Genomic DNA, 16,071 nt, shown 5'->3' with positions numbered 1-16,071 from the left:
CGCCGACTGTCAGACCAGCCAGGTGCCGTCGAGCATCAGATCGCGCCCGGCCAGCTCGTTCTCCTCGCGCCACGCCTTGACGGTGCAGGGAGTGACGCGCAGATACACCCAGGCGTCGCGTCCCCGCAGGTCCCAGTGGAGCTTCTCGGCGAAGGCGTCCCCCGACCCGGCGGGAAGGTCCGTCCCTTCCACGATCTCGGCCGTTCCCTCGATCAGCACCACATCACGGGTGTGTCCGAGAGTGAGCCTGGCCTGCCCGGACGGGGTCACGTTGACCGCTGTCGGATTGGTGCGCCGGGTCGCCAGCAGCAGCGTGCCCCGGTCCCAGACGAACGACAACGGCACCAGACACGGCACACCGTCGGCGGAGGCCGTCGCCACCCAGACGTCCTCGTCCTTCTCCAGGCGATCGAGTGCGTCCTGCTTGCGCTGTTCCAGGCTGCGCGCCGGCTCTCGCTCCGTCATGGCCGACACGCTAGCCACCGGCAGCGGGCGCCGCATCCGTCGACGGTCCTAGGTCCACGGGCTCATGGCGCCGTCCGGCGCACCGCGACAGACTTCGGGGATGAACGAGGAAACGCAGCGGCAGGCCCACGCGCCCACTCCCGTCCGGGTGGACGCCTACCTGGAACGCATCGGTGCGACCCGCCCCGCGCGAGCCGACGCCGCCGCACTGCGCGAGCTGCAGCTCCGCCACCTGATGACCGTGCCCTTCGAGAACCTCTCGATCCATCTCGGCCAGGACATCGTGCTGGAGGAGGAGAAGCTCGTCGACAAGATCGTCACGGACCGCCGGGGTGGTTTCTGTTACGAGCTCAACGGCGCCTTCGCCGTACTGCTCCGAGAGCTGGGCTTCCGCGTCACCCCGCTCCAGGCACGGGTGTTCGGCGACGGAGGACGCCTCGGTATCCCGTACGACCACGTCGCGCTGCGCGTCGGGACCGACGACGGTACGGGCCCGTGGCTCGCCGATGTCGGTTTCGGCGACCACGCCCTGCACCCGCTCGAACTGGAGGCCCGCACCGAGCAGGACGATCCCTGCGGCAGGTTCCGGCTCCGGGAGGCGCCGCAGGGAGACCTCGATCTGCTGCGCGACGGTTCGCGCCAGTTCCGCCTGGATCTGCGGCCGCGGGTGCTGTCGGACTTCCGGGCCGGGTCCTGGTACCACCGCACCTCGCCGGACTCCCACTTCGCACGGTCCCTCATCTGCTCCCGGCGCACCGCGGACGGCAGGGTGACGCTCCGCGGGCACACCCTGATCACGACCGTGCGGGGCGAGCGGCACGAGACGGAGCTGAACGACGACGCCGAGGTGCTGGCCGCCTACCGCGACCACTTCGGTCTGGCGCTCACCCGCCTGCCCACGGTGCGCCCCCGGGGCTGACCGTGCCCACGCCGGGGCGCACCGGTCAATACGGACCATAGGGAGTACCTGCGTACAGCGGCGCACAGCTGGGTACAGCTCGGCACAACCTTCTCTGAGCTGCGGCGTTTGCCTCGAACGTCGCAACGGTGATCGAATACGTATTCGTCGGCGGGCCGCTGCTCCGACAACGACGTTGGGCTGTCAGGGGCCCGAGGTGAGAACCGCCCCTGGGGAGTACGTGCACATGTTCGGCCGTTGGCTAGGCAGCAGAGCGAAGTCCCGCACCCCGCAGAGCGACGCCCTCGCCGGGTTCCCGGTGCCGCAGAACGCCGGAATGCTGAGCTGCCGCGTACTGGACCCCGTTTCCGAGCCCGTGCGGCAGGCCGAGTTCGTCGTCACCGACAGCGCGGGCCGCAAGGTCGTCGGCGGAGAGACGGACCCTTTCGGGAACGTCGTCGCCACCGTCCCGGTCGGTGACTACCGCCTCGGTGTCACGGCTGAGGGCTTCACTCCGTTCCACGGTTCGGCCACCGTGGCCCAGGGCGGCCACGCGAGCCTCGGCGACGTCTCCCTCCAGGTGGCCCAGCCCCCGCAGCTCCCCGACCCGGGTGACTGGGAGATCGAGCCGTCGCACACCCAGATCGGCTTCACGGCACGTCATATCGGCATGGCCCGCATCCACGGCAGGTTCAACACCTTCGCCGGCGCCGTGCGGATCGCCGACCGCATGGAGGACTCCGCCATGCACGTCATCATCGACGCCTCGTCGATCGACACGAACGTCCAGATGCGTGACGATCACCTGCGGTCCGGCGACTTCCTCGATGTCGAGCGCTACCCGACCCTCGAGTTCTACAGCGAGCGTTTCGTCCACCGCGGCGGCACCCGCTGGGGCGTCACCGGCGCGCTCACCCTGCACGGTGTGAGCCGTACCGTCACGCTGGACACCCACTACCTCGGTCTGGGCAACGGCCTGGAGGGCGAGACCCGGGCCGCCTGCCGGGCGACCACCGAGCTGCACCGCGAGGACTTCACGCTGACGTGGCAGACGATGCTGGCGCGCGGCATCGCCGTGGTCGGCCCGAGCATCAAGATCGAGATGGACATCCAGATCGTCCCCAAGGGCTGATCCCGCCCTGCTCATCGAGGCCCGGCCGGGCCCCTACGGTGTCTCCAGCCATCCTTCGTACTCCGCGGCGAACGCGTCGAGCGCCGCCGGGTCCAGCCGTGCGGCCGGGTCCTCCACCACCACCAGCCACTGGGCGTCCTCGGCGTCGTCCTCGCCGGCCAGGGCGTCCCGCACGAGCTGCGGCTCCTCGGTGACGCCGAACCGGTCGGACAGCTCCCCGGCGACTTCCTCGGCCGTGTCGCGGTCGGGCAGCACCAGTACATGTCTCACATCGCTCACCCGGTCATTCTCCGGTATGCCCGGGTGAGCGATGCGCCGGGGCGGCTGCCCCGCGGCCTTGTCACAGGGGCGTGGGATGCTGGACCGCGATGGCCACCAGACGTAGTTCCACCGACGATCCGCTCGCCCCCGTCACGCTCGCCGTGGGCCAGGAAGACCTGCTCCTGGACCGCGCCGTGCAGCATGTGGTGGCCGCGGCCCGCGCGTCCGACGCCGACACGGACGTCCGCGACCTCACCCCGGACCAGTTGCAGCCCGGCACGCTCGCCGAGCTCACCAGTCCCTCGCTCTTCGCCGAGCGCAAGGTGGTGGTCGTGCGCAACGCGCAGGACCTCTCCGCCGACACCGTCAAGGACGTCAAGGCGTACCTGGGCGCCCCCGCCGAGGAGATCACCCTCGTCCTCCTGCACGCGGGCGGGGCCAAGGGCAAGAGCCTGCTGGACGCCGTGCGGAAGGCGGGGGCGCGTGAGGTGGCCTGCCCCAAGACCACCAAGCCCGCCGAGCGGCTGTCCTTCGTGCGGTCGGAGTTCCGGGCGCTCGGGCGCTCCGCGACCCCGGAGGCCTGCCAGGCGCTGGTGGACTCCATCGGCAGTGACCTGCGGGAGCTGGCGAGCGCCGTTTCGCAGCTGGTCGCGGACGTCGAGGGCACCATCGACGAAGCGGTCGTCGGCCGCTACTACACGGGCCGCGCCGAGGCGTCCTCCTTCACCGTCGCCGACCGCGCGGTCGAGGGCCGGGCCGCGGAGGCGCTGGAGGCGCTGCGCTGGTCGCTGTCCACGGGCGTCGCCCCCGTCCTGATCACCAGCGCCCTCGCGCAGGGTGTCCGGGCGATCGGCAAGCTCTCCTCCGCCCGGGGCGGCCGGCCCGCGGACCTGGCCCGCGAGCTCGGCATGCCCCCCTGGAAGATCGACCGGGTCCGCCAGCAGATGCGCGGATGGACCCCGGACGGAGTGGCGGCGGCGCTGATCGCGATCGCCGCGGCCGACGCCGGTGTGAAGGGCGGCGGGGACGATCCCGAGTACGCCCTGGAGAAGGCCGTGGTCGCGGTAGCCCGCGCGGCACGCTCCGGCGGCCGCTGACCCCGCGCCGTCGGGACAGCCCGGCCCGGGAGAGCCCGGCCCGGGAGAGCCCGGCCCGGGAGAGCCCGGCCCGGGAGAGCCCGGCCCGGGAGAGCCCGGCCCGGGACAGCCCGGCCCGGGAGAGCCCGGCCCGGGAGAGCCCGGCCCGGGAGAGCCCGGCCCGGGAGAGCCCGGCCCGGGAGAGCCCGGCCCGGGAGAGCCCGGCCCAGCACAGCCCGCCCCGCCCCCGCCCCGGAGCCTTCCACCCCGCGACGGGCACGCGCGAAGGCCCCGGCGGGCGTCCTGGGGAGGACGCGGCCGGGGCCTTCGGTTCACGCTTGGTGCGCCGCACCCGCGTGGCGAACGCAGGTTCGGTGTGCGGCGCGGGTGCCGGTCAGGAGCGGGAGAGAGGGCCCGCGGAGTCCGTTCCGGCGATCACATCAGTAGCTCAGCCCTGGAGGGCGGCAACCTTGAGCGCCAGCGCCGACTTCTTGTTGGCGGCGGCGTTCTTGTGGATGACACCCTTCGAGACAGCCTTGTCGAGCTGGCGCGACGCGTCACGGACGGCCACAGTGGCCTTCTCGACGTCACCGGCAGCGGCAGCCTCACGGGCCTTGCGGATCGAGGTCTTGAGCGAGGACTTGACGGCCTTGTTGCGCAGGCGCGCCTTCTCGTTCGTCTTGTTCCGCTTGATCTGGGACTTGATGTTCGCCACGAAAGAGCCTTTTCAGGTTCGTTGGATCTCCTATGTGCGCCACGCCGCTTCTGAGGGCCACGAGGCACAGCTGCCCACGGTAGCAGTCACCCTCGGACCGGCCCAAACCGGTCCCGGCCCCGCAGGCGTGGGACCATGGAGGCTACGTATCGATCCGTCCGACCCGACTTCGACCCGAGACACGGCGTCCGGCGTCTCAAGAATCAGGACCCTGCGTGCCCGCGACTCCTACCAACGTGCCCGAGCCGAGCCGTACCGACCCGGCGCTGATCCGCAACTTCTGCATCATCGCGCACATCGACCACGGCAAGTCCACCCTTGCCGACCGGATGCTCCAGCTGACGGGAGTGGTCGACCAGCGGCAGATGCGCGCCCAGTATCTCGACCGGATGGATATCGAGCGCGAGCGCGGCATCACCATCAAGTCCCAGGCGGTCCGTCTGCCGTGGGCGCCCACCGAGGGTGAGGACAAGGGCACGACCCACATCCTCAACATGATCGACACCCCGGGCCACGTGGACTTCACCTACGAGGTCTCCCGCTCGCTCGCCGCGTGCGAGGGCACCGTCCTCCTCGTCGACGCGGCGCAGGGCATCGAGGCGCAGACGCTGGCCAACCTCTACCTGGCGATGGAGAACGACCTCACCATCGTCCCGGTGCTCAACAAGATCGACCTGCCCGCCGCGCAGCCCGAGAAGTTCTCCGAGGAGCTGGCCAACCTCATCGGCTGCCAGCCCGAGGACGTGCTCAAGGTCTCCGCGAAGACCGGCATCGGCGTGGACGCGCTGCTCGACCGTGTCGTCAGGGACGTCCCGGCCCCGATCGGCCAGGCGGACGCCCCCGCGCGGGCGATGATCTTCGACTCGGTCTACGACGCGTACCGCGGTGTCGTCACCTACGTCAGGGTCGTCGACGGCCAGCTCAACAAGCGCGAGCGCATCAGGATGATGTCGACGGGCGCCACCCACGAGCTGCTGGAGATCGGCGTCTCCTCCCCGGAGATGACCCCGGCCGACGGCATCGGCGTGGGCGAGGTCGGCTACATCATCACCGGTGTGAAGGACGTCCGGCAGTCCAAGGTCGGTGACACCATCACCTCCCTGAACAAGGGGGCGACCGAGGCGCTGGGCGGCTACAAGGACCCCAAGCCGATGGTGTTCTCGGGGCTCTACCCCCTGGACGGGTCCGACTACCCGGACCTGCGCGAGGCCCTGGACAAGCTCCAGCTCAACGACGCCGCCCTGGTGTACGAGCCGGAGACCTCGGCCGCGCTCGGCTTCGGCTTCCGTGTCGGCTTCCTCGGCCTGCTGCACCTCGACGTGATCCGCGAGCGGCTCGAGCGCGAGTTCGGTCTCGAGCTCATCGCCACGGCCCCCAACGTGGTCTACCGCGTCGAGATGGAGGACGGCTCGGAGCACACCGTCACCAACCCGAGCGAGTTCCCCGAGGGCAAGATCGACAAGGTGCACGAGCCGGTCGTCAGGGCCACCGTCCTGGCGCCCAGCGAGTTCATCGGCGCGATCATGGAGCTCTGCCAGAACCGTCGGGGCACCCTGCTCGGCATGGACTACCTCTCCGAGGACCGGGTCGAGATCCGCTACACCCTGCCGCTCGCCGAGATCGTCTTCGACTTCTTCGACCAGCTGAAGTCCAAGACCCGTGGTTACGCCTCGCTCGACTACGAGCCCACCGGTGAGCAGTCCGCCCAGCTCGTCAAGGTGGACATCCTGCTCCACGGCGACAAGGTCGACGCCTTCTCGGCGGTCACGCACAAGGACAAGGCGTACGCGTACGGCGTCCGGCTCGTCGCCAAGCTGCAGAAGCTCATCCCCCGGCAGAACTTCGAGGTGCCGATCCAGGCGGCCATCGGCTCCCGGGTCATCGCCCGTGAGACCGTCCGCGCCATCCGCAAGGACGTCCTCGCCAAGTGCTACGGCGGTGACATCTCCCGTAAGCGGAAGCTGCTGGAGAAGCAGAAGGAAGGCAAGAAGCGGATGAAGATGGTCGGCAACGTGGAGGTGCCGCAGGACGCGTTCATCTCCGTCCTGTCGACCGACGAGTCGGCCGGCGAGAGCAAGGGCAAGAAGTAGCGACCGCCCGACGCCCGACCCCTTCCCCCGCCCGCCCCGCCCGGGAGTACGCAGGCGGGCGTACCCGGGAGTAGCCCGACGGGCCCCTGTGCTGCGGACGTCCGCAGCACAGGGGCCCGGTTCGTTATCAAGCGGCGGCCTGTTGCCTCTTACGCCACGGTCCGACGCGCTCTACTCTGATCACCACCCGTTAGTTACTCGCCAGTTAAACAAGCAGGCCGAGCGGGAACGAGAAGCAGGACATACAAGCAGCAGCACCCATAAGCCGGTCGTAGCAATGCCGCAGGCCCGGAGGACGTCGTGAGCGACACACAGACCTTGATCGATAGCCGACCGCCCTCCGTGGCGACTCTCTTCATCGACCGCGTGGCGGCCACCCCGGACGGGGAGGCGTACCGCTATCCGGTGCCCGCCGCCTCCGGTCAGGGACCGGACGACTGGAAGTCGCTCACCTGGGCGCAGGCCGCCGAGCGGGTCCACGCCATCGCGGCCGGTCTGATCGCTCTCGGTGTCCGGCCGGAGGAGCGGGTCGCGCTGGCCTCCTCCACCCGTGTCGAATGGATCCTCGCCGACCTCGGGGTGATGTGCGCGGGCGCCGCGACCACGACGATCTACCCCTCGACGAACACCGAGGAGTCCGCCTTCATCCTGGCCGACTCCGACAGCCGCGTCCTGATCGCCGAGGACGCGGCCCAGTTGGCGAAGGCCCGGGAGAACAGGGCCGGGCTGCCCGAGCTGGCGCATGTCGTCGTCATCGACCCCGCCGGTGCGGAGTCCGTGGAGGGCGACCCCGAGGGCTGGGTGCTCACCCTGGCCGACCTCGAAGCCAGGGGCGCCGAGCACCTGGTGAAGAACCCGGACGCGATCACCGACCGGGTCGCCGCGATCACCCCCGACCAGCTGGCGACCCTGATCTACACCTCGGGCACCACCGGCCGCCCCAAGGGCGTACGGCTGCCGCACGACAACTGGTCGTACATGGCCAAGGCGACCGTGGCGACCGGGCTGATCACCGCGGACGACGTCCAGTACCTCTGGCTGCCGCTCGCCCACGTCTTCGGCAAGGTGCTCACCTCCGGCCAGATCGAGGTCGGTCACGTCACGGCCGTCGACGGGCGCGTCGACAAGATCATCGAGAACCTCCCGGTGGTCCAGCCGACCTACATGGCGGCGGTCCCGCGCATCTTCGAGAAGGTCTACAACGGGGTCGCGGCCAAGGCCCGGGCCGGTGGCGGTGCCAAGTACAAGATCTTCCAGTGGGCGGCCGGGGTGGCCCGGGAGTACGCCACGGTGTCGCAGGACAACTTCCGGCGCACCGGCAAGGCCTCCGTGCCGTTCGGGCTCGGCGCCAAGCACAAGGTCGCCGACACCCTCGTCTTCGCGAAGATCCGCGAGGCCTTCGGCGGGCGGCTCCGGGCCTGTGTCTCCGGCTCGGCCGCGCTCGCCCCCGACATCGGCCTCTTCTTCTCCGGCGCCGGCATCCACATCCTGGAGGGCTACGGGCTCACCGAGTCCAGCGCCGCCTCCTTCGTCAACCCCGGCGAGGCCTACCGCACCGGGACCGTCGGCAAGCCGCTCCCCGGCACCGAGGTCCGGATCGCGGACGACGGCGAGATCCTGCTGCGCGGCCCCGGCCTCATGGAGGGCTACCACCGGCTGCCCGAGAAGACGGCCGAGGTCCTGGAGTCGGACGGCTGGTTCCACACCGGCGACATCGGCGAGCTCTCCCAGGACGGCTACCTGCGGATCACCGACCGTAAGAAGGACCTGATCAAGACGTCCGGCGGCAAGTACATCGCCCCGGCCGAGGTCGAGGGGCAGTTCAAGGCGGTCTGCCCGTTCGTCTCCAACATCCTGGTGCACGGCGCGGACCGAAACTTCTGCACCGCCCTCATCGCGCTGGACGAGCCGACCATCCTGGGCTGGGCGCAGGAGAACGGGCTGGGCGGCAAGCCGTACGCCGACGTGGTGGCGTCGCCGCAGGCCGTGGAGCTGATCGAGGGCTATGTGCAGCGCCTCAACGAGGGCCTGCAGCGCTGGCAGACCATCAAGAAGTTCCGGCTCCTGCCGCGGGACCTCGACATCGAGCACGGTGAGCTGACCCCCAGCCTCAAGCTGAAGCGGCCGGTCGTCGAGCGCGAGTACAAGGACCTCATCGAGGACATGTACGCGGGCTCCCGCGAGGCGTAACAACCGAGGAGCAGGTCGGAGCCGGGGCCGGTGGGTGCGGGAGCACCCACCGGCCCCGGCTCCTTCTCTTTCGGCACGGGCCACTTCCGTCACTCGGCGCTTATGGGCACGCCCGGTCTGTCACCCTGTCGGGATACGTCAGCGGCGTTTCGCGAGACTGTCAGGAGCCGCACCGTGGGGCCCATTCCCTTGCAGCGGGACATCGTTCAGCGTCCCGGCACCGTCATCGCCGGTCAGGGCGCTGATCCCCGTCCGGTCGCGCGCACGAGCCTGCCCGGAATCCCGCAGGCGTCGGCCGCGGCCCGCAGATTCGTCCGGGCGGCGCTCGCCGAGTGGACCGGGCTCGGCCTGCCCTCAGCCGCCGAGTTCGGCGAGCGGCTCACCGACGACGCGCTGACCGTGGCGAGCGAACTGGTCACCAACGCGGTCGTGCACGCCGGCACAACGGTCGAGCTGCTCCTCAGGCTGGAGGACTCCGCCGGGCACGACCCGGCCGCGCTGGTGCTCGAAGTCACCGACCACCATCCCGCCAGGTCGGTGCGGGACGACCGCGCCGAGCGGCCCGACCCCGCCGAGTACGGCCGGGGGCTGCAGCTGGTCGCCACCCTCGCCGAGTCCTGGGGCATCACCTACCGCACCGGCCTCAAGACCGTCTGGGCCCGCCTCCCCGGCGACGACCGCTACGGACTGCCCGACGCCCCGGCCGACGACGACGCCACCCGCGGACGCGGTCCCCGCACCGGCCGGGTCCTCGCCCCCGCCGCCGGGCGCGCGGCGCGCGACGACGAGGGCTGGGCCGGGGGCGGCGGGCTCTCCTTCCTCGCCGAGGCATCCGGTCTCCTCGCGGGCCAGCTCGACGAGGACCTGGTGGCGTCGACAGCGGGCCGGCTCCTGGTGCCCCGGATCGCCGACTGGTGCGCCATATGGCTGGAGAGCGAGGGCGGAGGCCCGGCGGCCGCCCCCAGGCTCGCGGGGGTCTGGCACCGCGACGAGGCGCGGACCGCGCTGCTGCGCCCCGCGCTGGAGAAGGAGCCGCTGCGCCTGCCCGGCAGCGTCGGTACGGGCCCCGTGCCCATCCCGTGGCCGGGAGTCGCCACGACGGAGCGCGGGGACGGCGCTGGGGGCGCCGCGCTCGCCCACCGCATCATCTCGGGCGGGCGCACGCTCGGCGCCGTCCTGGTGGGCCGCGAGGGCACCGACCACATCCCCGACGAAGCCGCCGCCCTCCTCGCGGACTTCGTGCGCCGCGTCGGCCTCGCCGTCGGAGCCGCCCGCGCCTACACACGCCAGGCCACCATCAGCCGCATCCTGCAGCGCGGCCTGCTGCCGAGCAAGGTCGCCGAGATACCCGGGGTCACCAGCGCGCTGGTGTACGAGCCCGGGGACGACGGCGTGGTCGGCGGCGACTTCTACGACCTCTTCCCGTGCCCCGGCGGCCGCTGGTGCTTCGTGCTCGGAGACGTCCAGGGAAGCGGCCCCGAAGCCGCCGTGGTCACCGGTCTCGCCCGCCCCTGGCTGCGCCTCCTGTCCCGGGAGGGCTTCCGCGTCGGCGAGGTCCTCGACCGGCTCAACCGGCTCCTCCTGGACGACGCCATGGAGGCGGCCGAGGCCGCCGCCCTCATGGTCGCGGCGGCGGGCGGCCAGCAGATCCAGGACGGCGGGCAGATCCAGGACGGCTCCCAGTCGCGCTTCCTCTCCCTGCTGTACGGCGATCTCGTGCCGCTCCCGGACGGCGGTGTGCGCTGCACCGTGGCGAGCGCCGGCCACCCGCTCCCGCTGCTGCTGCGCCCCGACGGCTCCGTACGCCCGGCCGCCGAGCCGCAGGTGCTGCTCGGCGTCGTCGACGACGTGGCGTACGAGAGCCAGAGCTTCGTGCTGATGCCCGGCGACAGCCTCCTCTGCGTCACCGACGGGGTCACGGAGCGGCGCTCGGGGCGGCTGATGTTCGACGACGGCGACGGCCTCGCACGGGTCCTGGCCGGCTGTGCGGGGCTTCCGGCCGCCGGGATAGCCGACCGGATCAAGCGGGCCGTCCACACCTTCGCCGAGCGTCCGCCGGACGACGACCTGGCCCTGCTCGTGCTCCAGGTCGACGGATCCGCGGATGTGCGGGGCAGCTCCGCCGGCGAGTGACAATGGACGGTATGCCTTCCGTACTGCCCGATGGTGAGCCCGTGCCCGACGACGGGGCGCTGCCCCGCCATGCCCTGGAAGGCGCCGCCGACCGGCCGCTCGGCTTCTACCTGCACGTGCCCTACTGCGCCACCCGCTGCGGCTACTGCGACTTCAACACGTACACCGCGACCGAGCTGCGCGGCTCCGGCGGCGCCCTGGCCTCCCGGGACAACTACGCGGCCCACCTCGTCGAGGAGGTCCGCCAGGCCCGCAAGGTGCTCGGCGACGACCCCCGTCCGGTCCGCACGGTCTTCGTCGGCGGCGGTACGCCGACGCTGCTGCCCGCAGCCGACCTCGTCCGGATGCTCGCGGCGATCCGTGAGGAGTTCGGGCTGGCGGAGGACGCCGAGATCACCACGGAGGCCAATCCGGAATCCGTCGACCCGGCGTACCTCGCGGCGCTGCGGGAGGGCGGCTTCAACCGCGTCTCCTTCGGGATGCAGAGCGCCCGGCAGCACGTCCTGAAGGTCCTGGACCGCACCCACACGCCCGGCCGTCCCGAGGCGTGCGTCGCCGAGGCCCGTGAGGCCGGCTTCGAGCACGTCAACCTCGACCTGATCTACGGGACCCCCGGCGAGTCCGACGACGACTGGCGGGCCTCCCTCGACGCGGCGATCGGCGCCGGACCCGACCACGTGTCGGCGTACGCGCTGATCGTCGAGGAGGGGACCCAGCTCGCCCGGCGCATCCGCCGCGGCGAGGTCCCGATGACGGACGACGACGTCCACGCCGACCGCTATCTGATCGCCGACGAGGCGATGGCGGCCGCGGGTTTCTCCTGGTACGAGGTATCGAACTGGTCCCGTACGCCCGAGGGCCGCTGCCTGCACAACGAGCTGTACTGGCGCGGGGCCGACTGGTGGGGCGCCGGACCCGGAGCCCACAGCCACGTCGGCGGGGTGCGGTGGTGGAACGTCAAGCACCCCGGGGCCTACGCCCAGGCCCTGGCGGAAGGCCGCTCGCCCGGGGCCGGCCGTGAGGTGCTCGGCGACGAGGACCGCCGGGTCGAGCGCATCCTGCTGGAGCTGCGGCTCGTCGAGGGCTGCCCGCTGTCGCTGCTCGCCCCCGCCGGCCTCGCCGCGGCGGGCCGCGCGGTGAAGGACGGCCTGCTGGAGCCCGGACCGTACGGCGAGGGCCGCGCGGTCCTCACGCTGCGGGGGCGGCTGCTGGCCGACGCCGTGGTGCGGGACCTGGTCGACTGACACGCCCTGCCCGCACGAGGCGCCTGACGCGCCGGGCCTACCCCACCGGACAGTCGGCGCGGGTGAGCGGCGTCCGGTCGCCCGCGGCCCGGCCGCACACGACGCGGCTCCGGGCGTCCGGCCCCAGACGGGTGACCTCGACGACGTTCAGGCCGTGCACCTTCTGGTCGGCGTAGGGAATCGTCCCCCGGAACGTGATCGTTCCGGTCGGCATGTCATGCAGGGCCACCGAGTAGAGCGTCGCCCAGGTCTCCGCCGCGCTCTGCGGGGTGTCGCTGCGGGTGGCGGCGGAGTAGAGGACCGCCGTCGCCTGGTAGGACATGACGGTCTGCCCGCTGGTGAACAGCTTGTCCTCGTACGGGCGCACCCTCGGCAGCGCGGGCAGTTGCCGCCCTTCGGGGAGCAGCGCCTCCAGGCTCCTGCGGGAGTCCTCGTAGAACGCCCGGCCGCCGCCCCGGCTCATGGGCGCGAGCGCGCCGTAGTAGAGCGTGACCTTGTCCGCGAGCTTCGTCGAGTCGTCGAAGCGTGCTTTGGCCAGGTCGTCGCCGGTGAACACCGTGATGGCCTTGTCCGAACAGCCGGCCGTCTGCCCGAGGCCGGACATCAACGTGTTGACGTCCTCGACCCGGCCGGCGAAGTACAGGGCGTCAGGTACGCGTTCCGCCCCGCAGATCGCGTGCAGGGGCGCGTCGAGCTTGGCGGAGCCGCCGTCCTTGGACAGGGAGTACTGGGTGTCGGCGGCCACGGTGAAGCCCGATTCCTTCAGCATCTGCACACCGACCCTGCGCTGCTCGGTGGTGTAGCGGTCCTTGTCCTCGTTGCCCACCTTCCTGGACAGGACGACGCCCTGCGGATCGTCCAGGCCGGCCGCCAGCCGGCCGGCGATCAGCCCGACGGCGTCCGCCTGCTCCTCGTCGGTCGCGGCGAGGCCGAAGTAGTTCGGGTACAGGCGGGCCAGGTCGCTGCCGGAGTTCGTGGTGTCCACCACGGGCAGCCCGGCCCGCTGGAGGAGCCCCGTGGCCGCCGCGCTGTCCGTGGTGTTGCGGCCGAGGCCCACCACGCCGACGACGGACGGGTCCCGCTCGGCTACCTCGATGATCTTCCTGACCGCTGTCGTCTGCCGCAGCATGTCCTGGCCGCCGTTGGCCGTCAGGACCCGTAGCTTGACGGAACGATTCGCCGTGTCGTTGACGAACCGCTGGTGGAGATAGACCCCGGTCAGCTCCTCCAGACCCTTGCGGGTGTCCTCCCGGTTCTTGTCGGTGCCCGTGAGCGGGCCCGCGTAGACGACGGTGACACGCGGTTCGCCCGGCCCGATGGAGGCGTTCTGCTCCCCTATCGCCTGCTCGATCCGTTCGAAGGTGACGCCCTTGCCCACCCCGTTCAGCTGGAGGCCGTTGCCCCCGGCGAAGCGCACCTCGGGGACCGTCGCCACCCCGACGCACTCCTTGACCCCTCCGGGGCCCTCCAGCCGGACCGCGTCCGTGCTGCGGCCGACGAGCGGCCCGTAGCAGTACGTCTCCTTCCAGTGCTCGCTCCACAGGAAGGTCCCCAGCAGCGCGCAGACCAGGACGAGGGTGACGGTCCTCCCCGACATCACCCACCAGGCCCAGGTCCGGCGGACCCGGTGGGTGACGAGCTGGACATGGGCGTGCTCGTGGGTCAGCTGCTCGATGGGCAGGGGCAGCCGCAGCACCCAGGCCAGCGTCACGGCGGCCGCCGGGGCCTGGCCGATGCTCAGGTCCTCGACCCAGGTCTCGTACCGTGCGCGGGCCCCCGTACTGGCACCGGCGTTCGCCGGCGGCTCCGGCGGCAGCGGCGGGGTGTGCCGCATGATCCGGTCGGCCGGCATGGAGGCCAGGAGCAGCAGCGGATCCACCTCGCTGCGCCGCGATCGCACGTTGTTGATGGCGTTGATCAGCAGGATGCCGCCGTTGTCCTGGGTGGCCGTGGGCAGGAACACCACCGGCGGGACGGTGCGCTTGCCGCGCCGCCAGTCCAGGGCGTGCGCCCGGTAGCTGTCCAGCAGGTCCTCCAGCAGAGCCTGGACCCGCAACTCCAGGTGGAACTGGCGCGCGTGCTCGTCGCCCGCCCCCGCGTCCGCCACCCGCTCCGCGACGGCGGCGGACCGCGCCCGGATCACCCGCCACGAACCGCTGGGGGAGAAGCGCGACCAGCCGTCCGACGGATACGCGGTGCTCGACGCGGCGAGGGACGACGTGGTCGCGAGCCACCGGCTGGCCGGTCGCAGCCACAGCAGCGGCGGCGCCGCCCTCGTCATCAGCCGTACGACCGCCAGGCCGAGCAGGGCAGCGGCGGCGACCAGCGTGGTCAGCAGCCAGCCGATCTCACCCAGCAGCACGCTGAGTACGGCGATGAACACGGCCCCCAGAAAGGTCTCCGGACGGACGGAGGCCCGCAGCGAGTCCCACCAGGTGTTGCGCCCCGAGCGGCTCGCCCGCCAGCGCAGACTGCCCAACTGCTCCAGGATCCGCTCGTCGCGCTCACGGGCGGAGCGCCAGTCCGGCTGGGCGACGACCGTCGCGGTGGCCTGCTCGATGGCGGCGAGCAGCCGGGAGCGGGGAAAGGCGAAGGGCTTGTACTGCGAGGTGCCCCGGGTCTCCCAGGGCCGCTCGGTGAGGGTGCGGACCATGGAGAGCGCCGCCTCGTACGGCGTGGCGCCGCCGCCTTCGAGCAGCCTCACCGGGACCCGCCGCAGCTGGTTCGCCCGGTGGACCTGGTGGACGATCTGCTCGACCCTGCTGTCGATCTCCGGCCCGGCCGAGGCGTCCTCGGCCTGCGCCACCACCAGAGGCATCACCGGCCGGTTGACGCGGTACTGGTCGATCAACTGCTGCATGAGGTGGAAGACGGCGGAGGCCGCCTCGTTCTCCGCACTGTCCCGCCACACTTCGCGCGTCATCCGACCCCGTGCCTCCCCCTGTGCCCGGCCCTGCCGTCATCTCTCAATAACGGACGGTGCGTGTGCGGCGCAGGTGTTCACGGGGATCGGTACCGGATCCTCTTCAAAGGTCCCGGGACATCAGGAAGGAAGGGTGACGAAGTCGATCAATTCCTCGACGCGGCCGAGTAGTTGCGGTTCCAGGTCCTTGTACGAGCCGACCTTGGAGAGAATGTGCTGCCAGGCCGCGCCCGTGTTCTCCGGCCAGCCCAGCGCACGGCACACGCCCGTCTTCCAGTCCTGGCCCCGCGGGACGGCCGGCCACCCGGGGATTCCCACGGACGACGGCTTCACCGCCTCCCAGACGTCGATGTACGGGTGCCCCACCACCAGCACGTTCGCGTCGGTGACCTGAGCGGCGATCCGGGACTCCTTGGAACCGGGCACGAGATGGTCGACCAGGACTCCGAGCCGGGCGTCAGGTCCGGGCGCGAACTCCCGCACGATCGCCGGGAGGTCGTCGACGCCCTCCAGGTACTCCACGACCACGCCCTCGATACGCAGGTCGTCGCCCCAGACCCGCTCGACGAGCTCGGCGTCGTGCCGCCCCTCCACATAGATCCGGCCCGCCCGGGCCACCCGCGCCCGTGCCCCGGGCACCGCCACCGAGCCGGAGGCCGTACGGGAGGGCCGTGCAGGGCCGGCGGCCGACGGGCGCACCAGGGTGATCACCCTGCCCTCCAGCAGGAAACCGCGCGGTTCCATCGGGAAGACCCGGTGCTTGCCGAAGCGGTCCTCCAGAGTGACCGTCGGCCCCTGAGCCGTCTTCTCGCACCGGATCACCGCCCCGCAGAAACCGGTGACAACCTCCTCGACCACCAGATCGGGCTCGGCGGGGACCTCGGGTGCGGGGGCGGACTTCTTCCACGGCGGAGTCAGATCCGGCTGGTAGCTGCGCATGGCAG

The 16,071-nt window shown here is 71.5% G+C and carries 12 protein-coding genes; 7 read left to right on the top strand and 5 right to left on the bottom strand.

The genetic code is table 11. From position 1 onward, the window contains the following. Positions 1 to 9: 9 nt before the first annotated feature. Positions 10 to 465 carry a pyridoxamine 5'-phosphate oxidase family protein gene (locus tag OG379_RS13105; protein ID WP_405662289.1) on the bottom strand — a complete coding sequence of 152 codons (456 nt, stop codon included), beginning with the start codon at positions 463 to 465 and terminating at the stop codon, positions 10 to 12. A gap of 100 nt (positions 466 to 565) precedes the next feature. Between OG379_RS13105 and OG379_RS13100 the strand changes: the two genes are divergently transcribed. Next, positions 566 to 1,384: an arylamine N-acetyltransferase gene (locus OG379_RS13100; protein ID WP_405662287.1), complete on the top strand. Its 819-nt coding sequence runs from the start codon at positions 566 to 568 to the stop codon at positions 1,382 to 1,384. Positions 1,385 to 1,610: 226 nt separating this feature from the next. Then, complete coding sequence (locus OG379_RS13095) at positions 1,611 to 2,495, top strand: YceI family protein (RefSeq protein ID WP_405668494.1); 885 nt, start codon at positions 1,611 to 1,613, stop codon at positions 2,493 to 2,495. Positions 2,496 to 2,528: 33 nt separating this feature from the next. Here OG379_RS13095 and OG379_RS13090 read toward each other — a convergent pair whose 3' ends face one another. Next, positions 2,529 to 2,774, bottom strand: coding sequence for a hypothetical protein (locus OG379_RS13090; protein WP_393767079.1), 246 nt, complete (start codon positions 2,772 to 2,774; stop codon positions 2,529 to 2,531). Positions 2,775 to 2,863: 89 nt separating this feature from the next. Here OG379_RS13090 and holA point away from each other — a divergent pair, with 89 nt between their 5' ends. Then, positions 2,864 to 3,853 carry a DNA polymerase III subunit delta gene (gene holA / locus OG379_RS13085; RefSeq protein WP_405662284.1) on the top strand — a complete coding sequence of 330 codons (990 nt, stop codon included), beginning with the start codon at positions 2,864 to 2,866 and terminating at the stop codon, positions 3,851 to 3,853. Between the two features lie 427 nt (positions 3,854 to 4,280). Here the strand turns inward: holA and rpsT are convergent, their stop codons facing one another. Further along, complete coding sequence (rpsT, locus tag OG379_RS13080; RefSeq protein WP_014156344.1) at positions 4,281 to 4,547, bottom strand: 30S ribosomal protein S20; 267 nt, start codon at positions 4,545 to 4,547, stop codon at positions 4,281 to 4,283. A 215-nt stretch (positions 4,548 to 4,762) separates the two neighbouring features. On the opposite strand from rpsT, the gene lepA reads away from it, so the two are divergent. From lepA to hemW, 4 genes are all read left to right on the top strand, one after another. Continuing rightward, positions 4,763 to 6,637 (top strand): translation elongation factor 4, encoded by a 1,875-nt coding sequence (gene lepA, locus OG379_RS13075; protein ID WP_393767083.1) that lies wholly within the window; start codon positions 4,763 to 4,765, stop codon positions 6,635 to 6,637. Positions 6,638 to 6,937: 300 nt separating this feature from the next. Further along, positions 6,938 to 8,827 (top strand): AMP-dependent synthetase/ligase, encoded by a 1,890-nt coding sequence (locus tag OG379_RS13070; protein WP_393767085.1) that lies wholly within the window; start codon positions 6,938 to 6,940, stop codon positions 8,825 to 8,827. Between the two features lie 174 nt (positions 8,828 to 9,001). Beyond that, on the top strand, positions 9,002 to 10,960 hold the full coding sequence (locus OG379_RS13065) for a SpoIIE family protein phosphatase (protein ID WP_405662281.1): 1,959 nt from the start codon (positions 9,002 to 9,004) through the stop codon (positions 10,958 to 10,960). An 11-nt stretch (positions 10,961 to 10,971) separates the two neighbouring features. Next, complete coding sequence (hemW, locus tag OG379_RS13060) at positions 10,972 to 12,204, top strand: radical SAM family heme chaperone HemW (protein WP_104791661.1); 1,233 nt, start codon at positions 10,972 to 10,974, stop codon at positions 12,202 to 12,204. Between the two features lie 37 nt (positions 12,205 to 12,241). On the opposite strand, the gene OG379_RS13055 is transcribed toward hemW, so the two are convergent. Together OG379_RS13055 and OG379_RS13050 are read right to left on the bottom strand one after the other, a co-directional pair. After that, entirely contained in the window at positions 12,242 to 15,127 is a 2,886-nt protein-coding gene (locus OG379_RS13055; protein ID WP_405662279.1) for a hypothetical protein, read from the bottom strand. Between the two features lie 120 nt (positions 15,128 to 15,247). Beyond that, on the bottom strand, positions 15,248 to 16,066 hold the full coding sequence (locus OG379_RS13050) for a DUF3097 domain-containing protein (RefSeq protein WP_405662277.1): 819 nt from the start codon (positions 16,064 to 16,066) through the stop codon (positions 15,248 to 15,250). Between the last annotated feature and the right edge of the window lie 5 nt (positions 16,067 to 16,071).

Source organism: Streptomyces sp. NBC_01166, assembly GCF_045039765.1.
In the GTDB taxonomy this organism is placed as follows: Bacteria; Actinomycetota; Actinomycetes; order Streptomycetales; family Streptomycetaceae; genus Streptomyces.
This window is presented reverse-complemented; position numbering and strand designations above follow the sequence as displayed.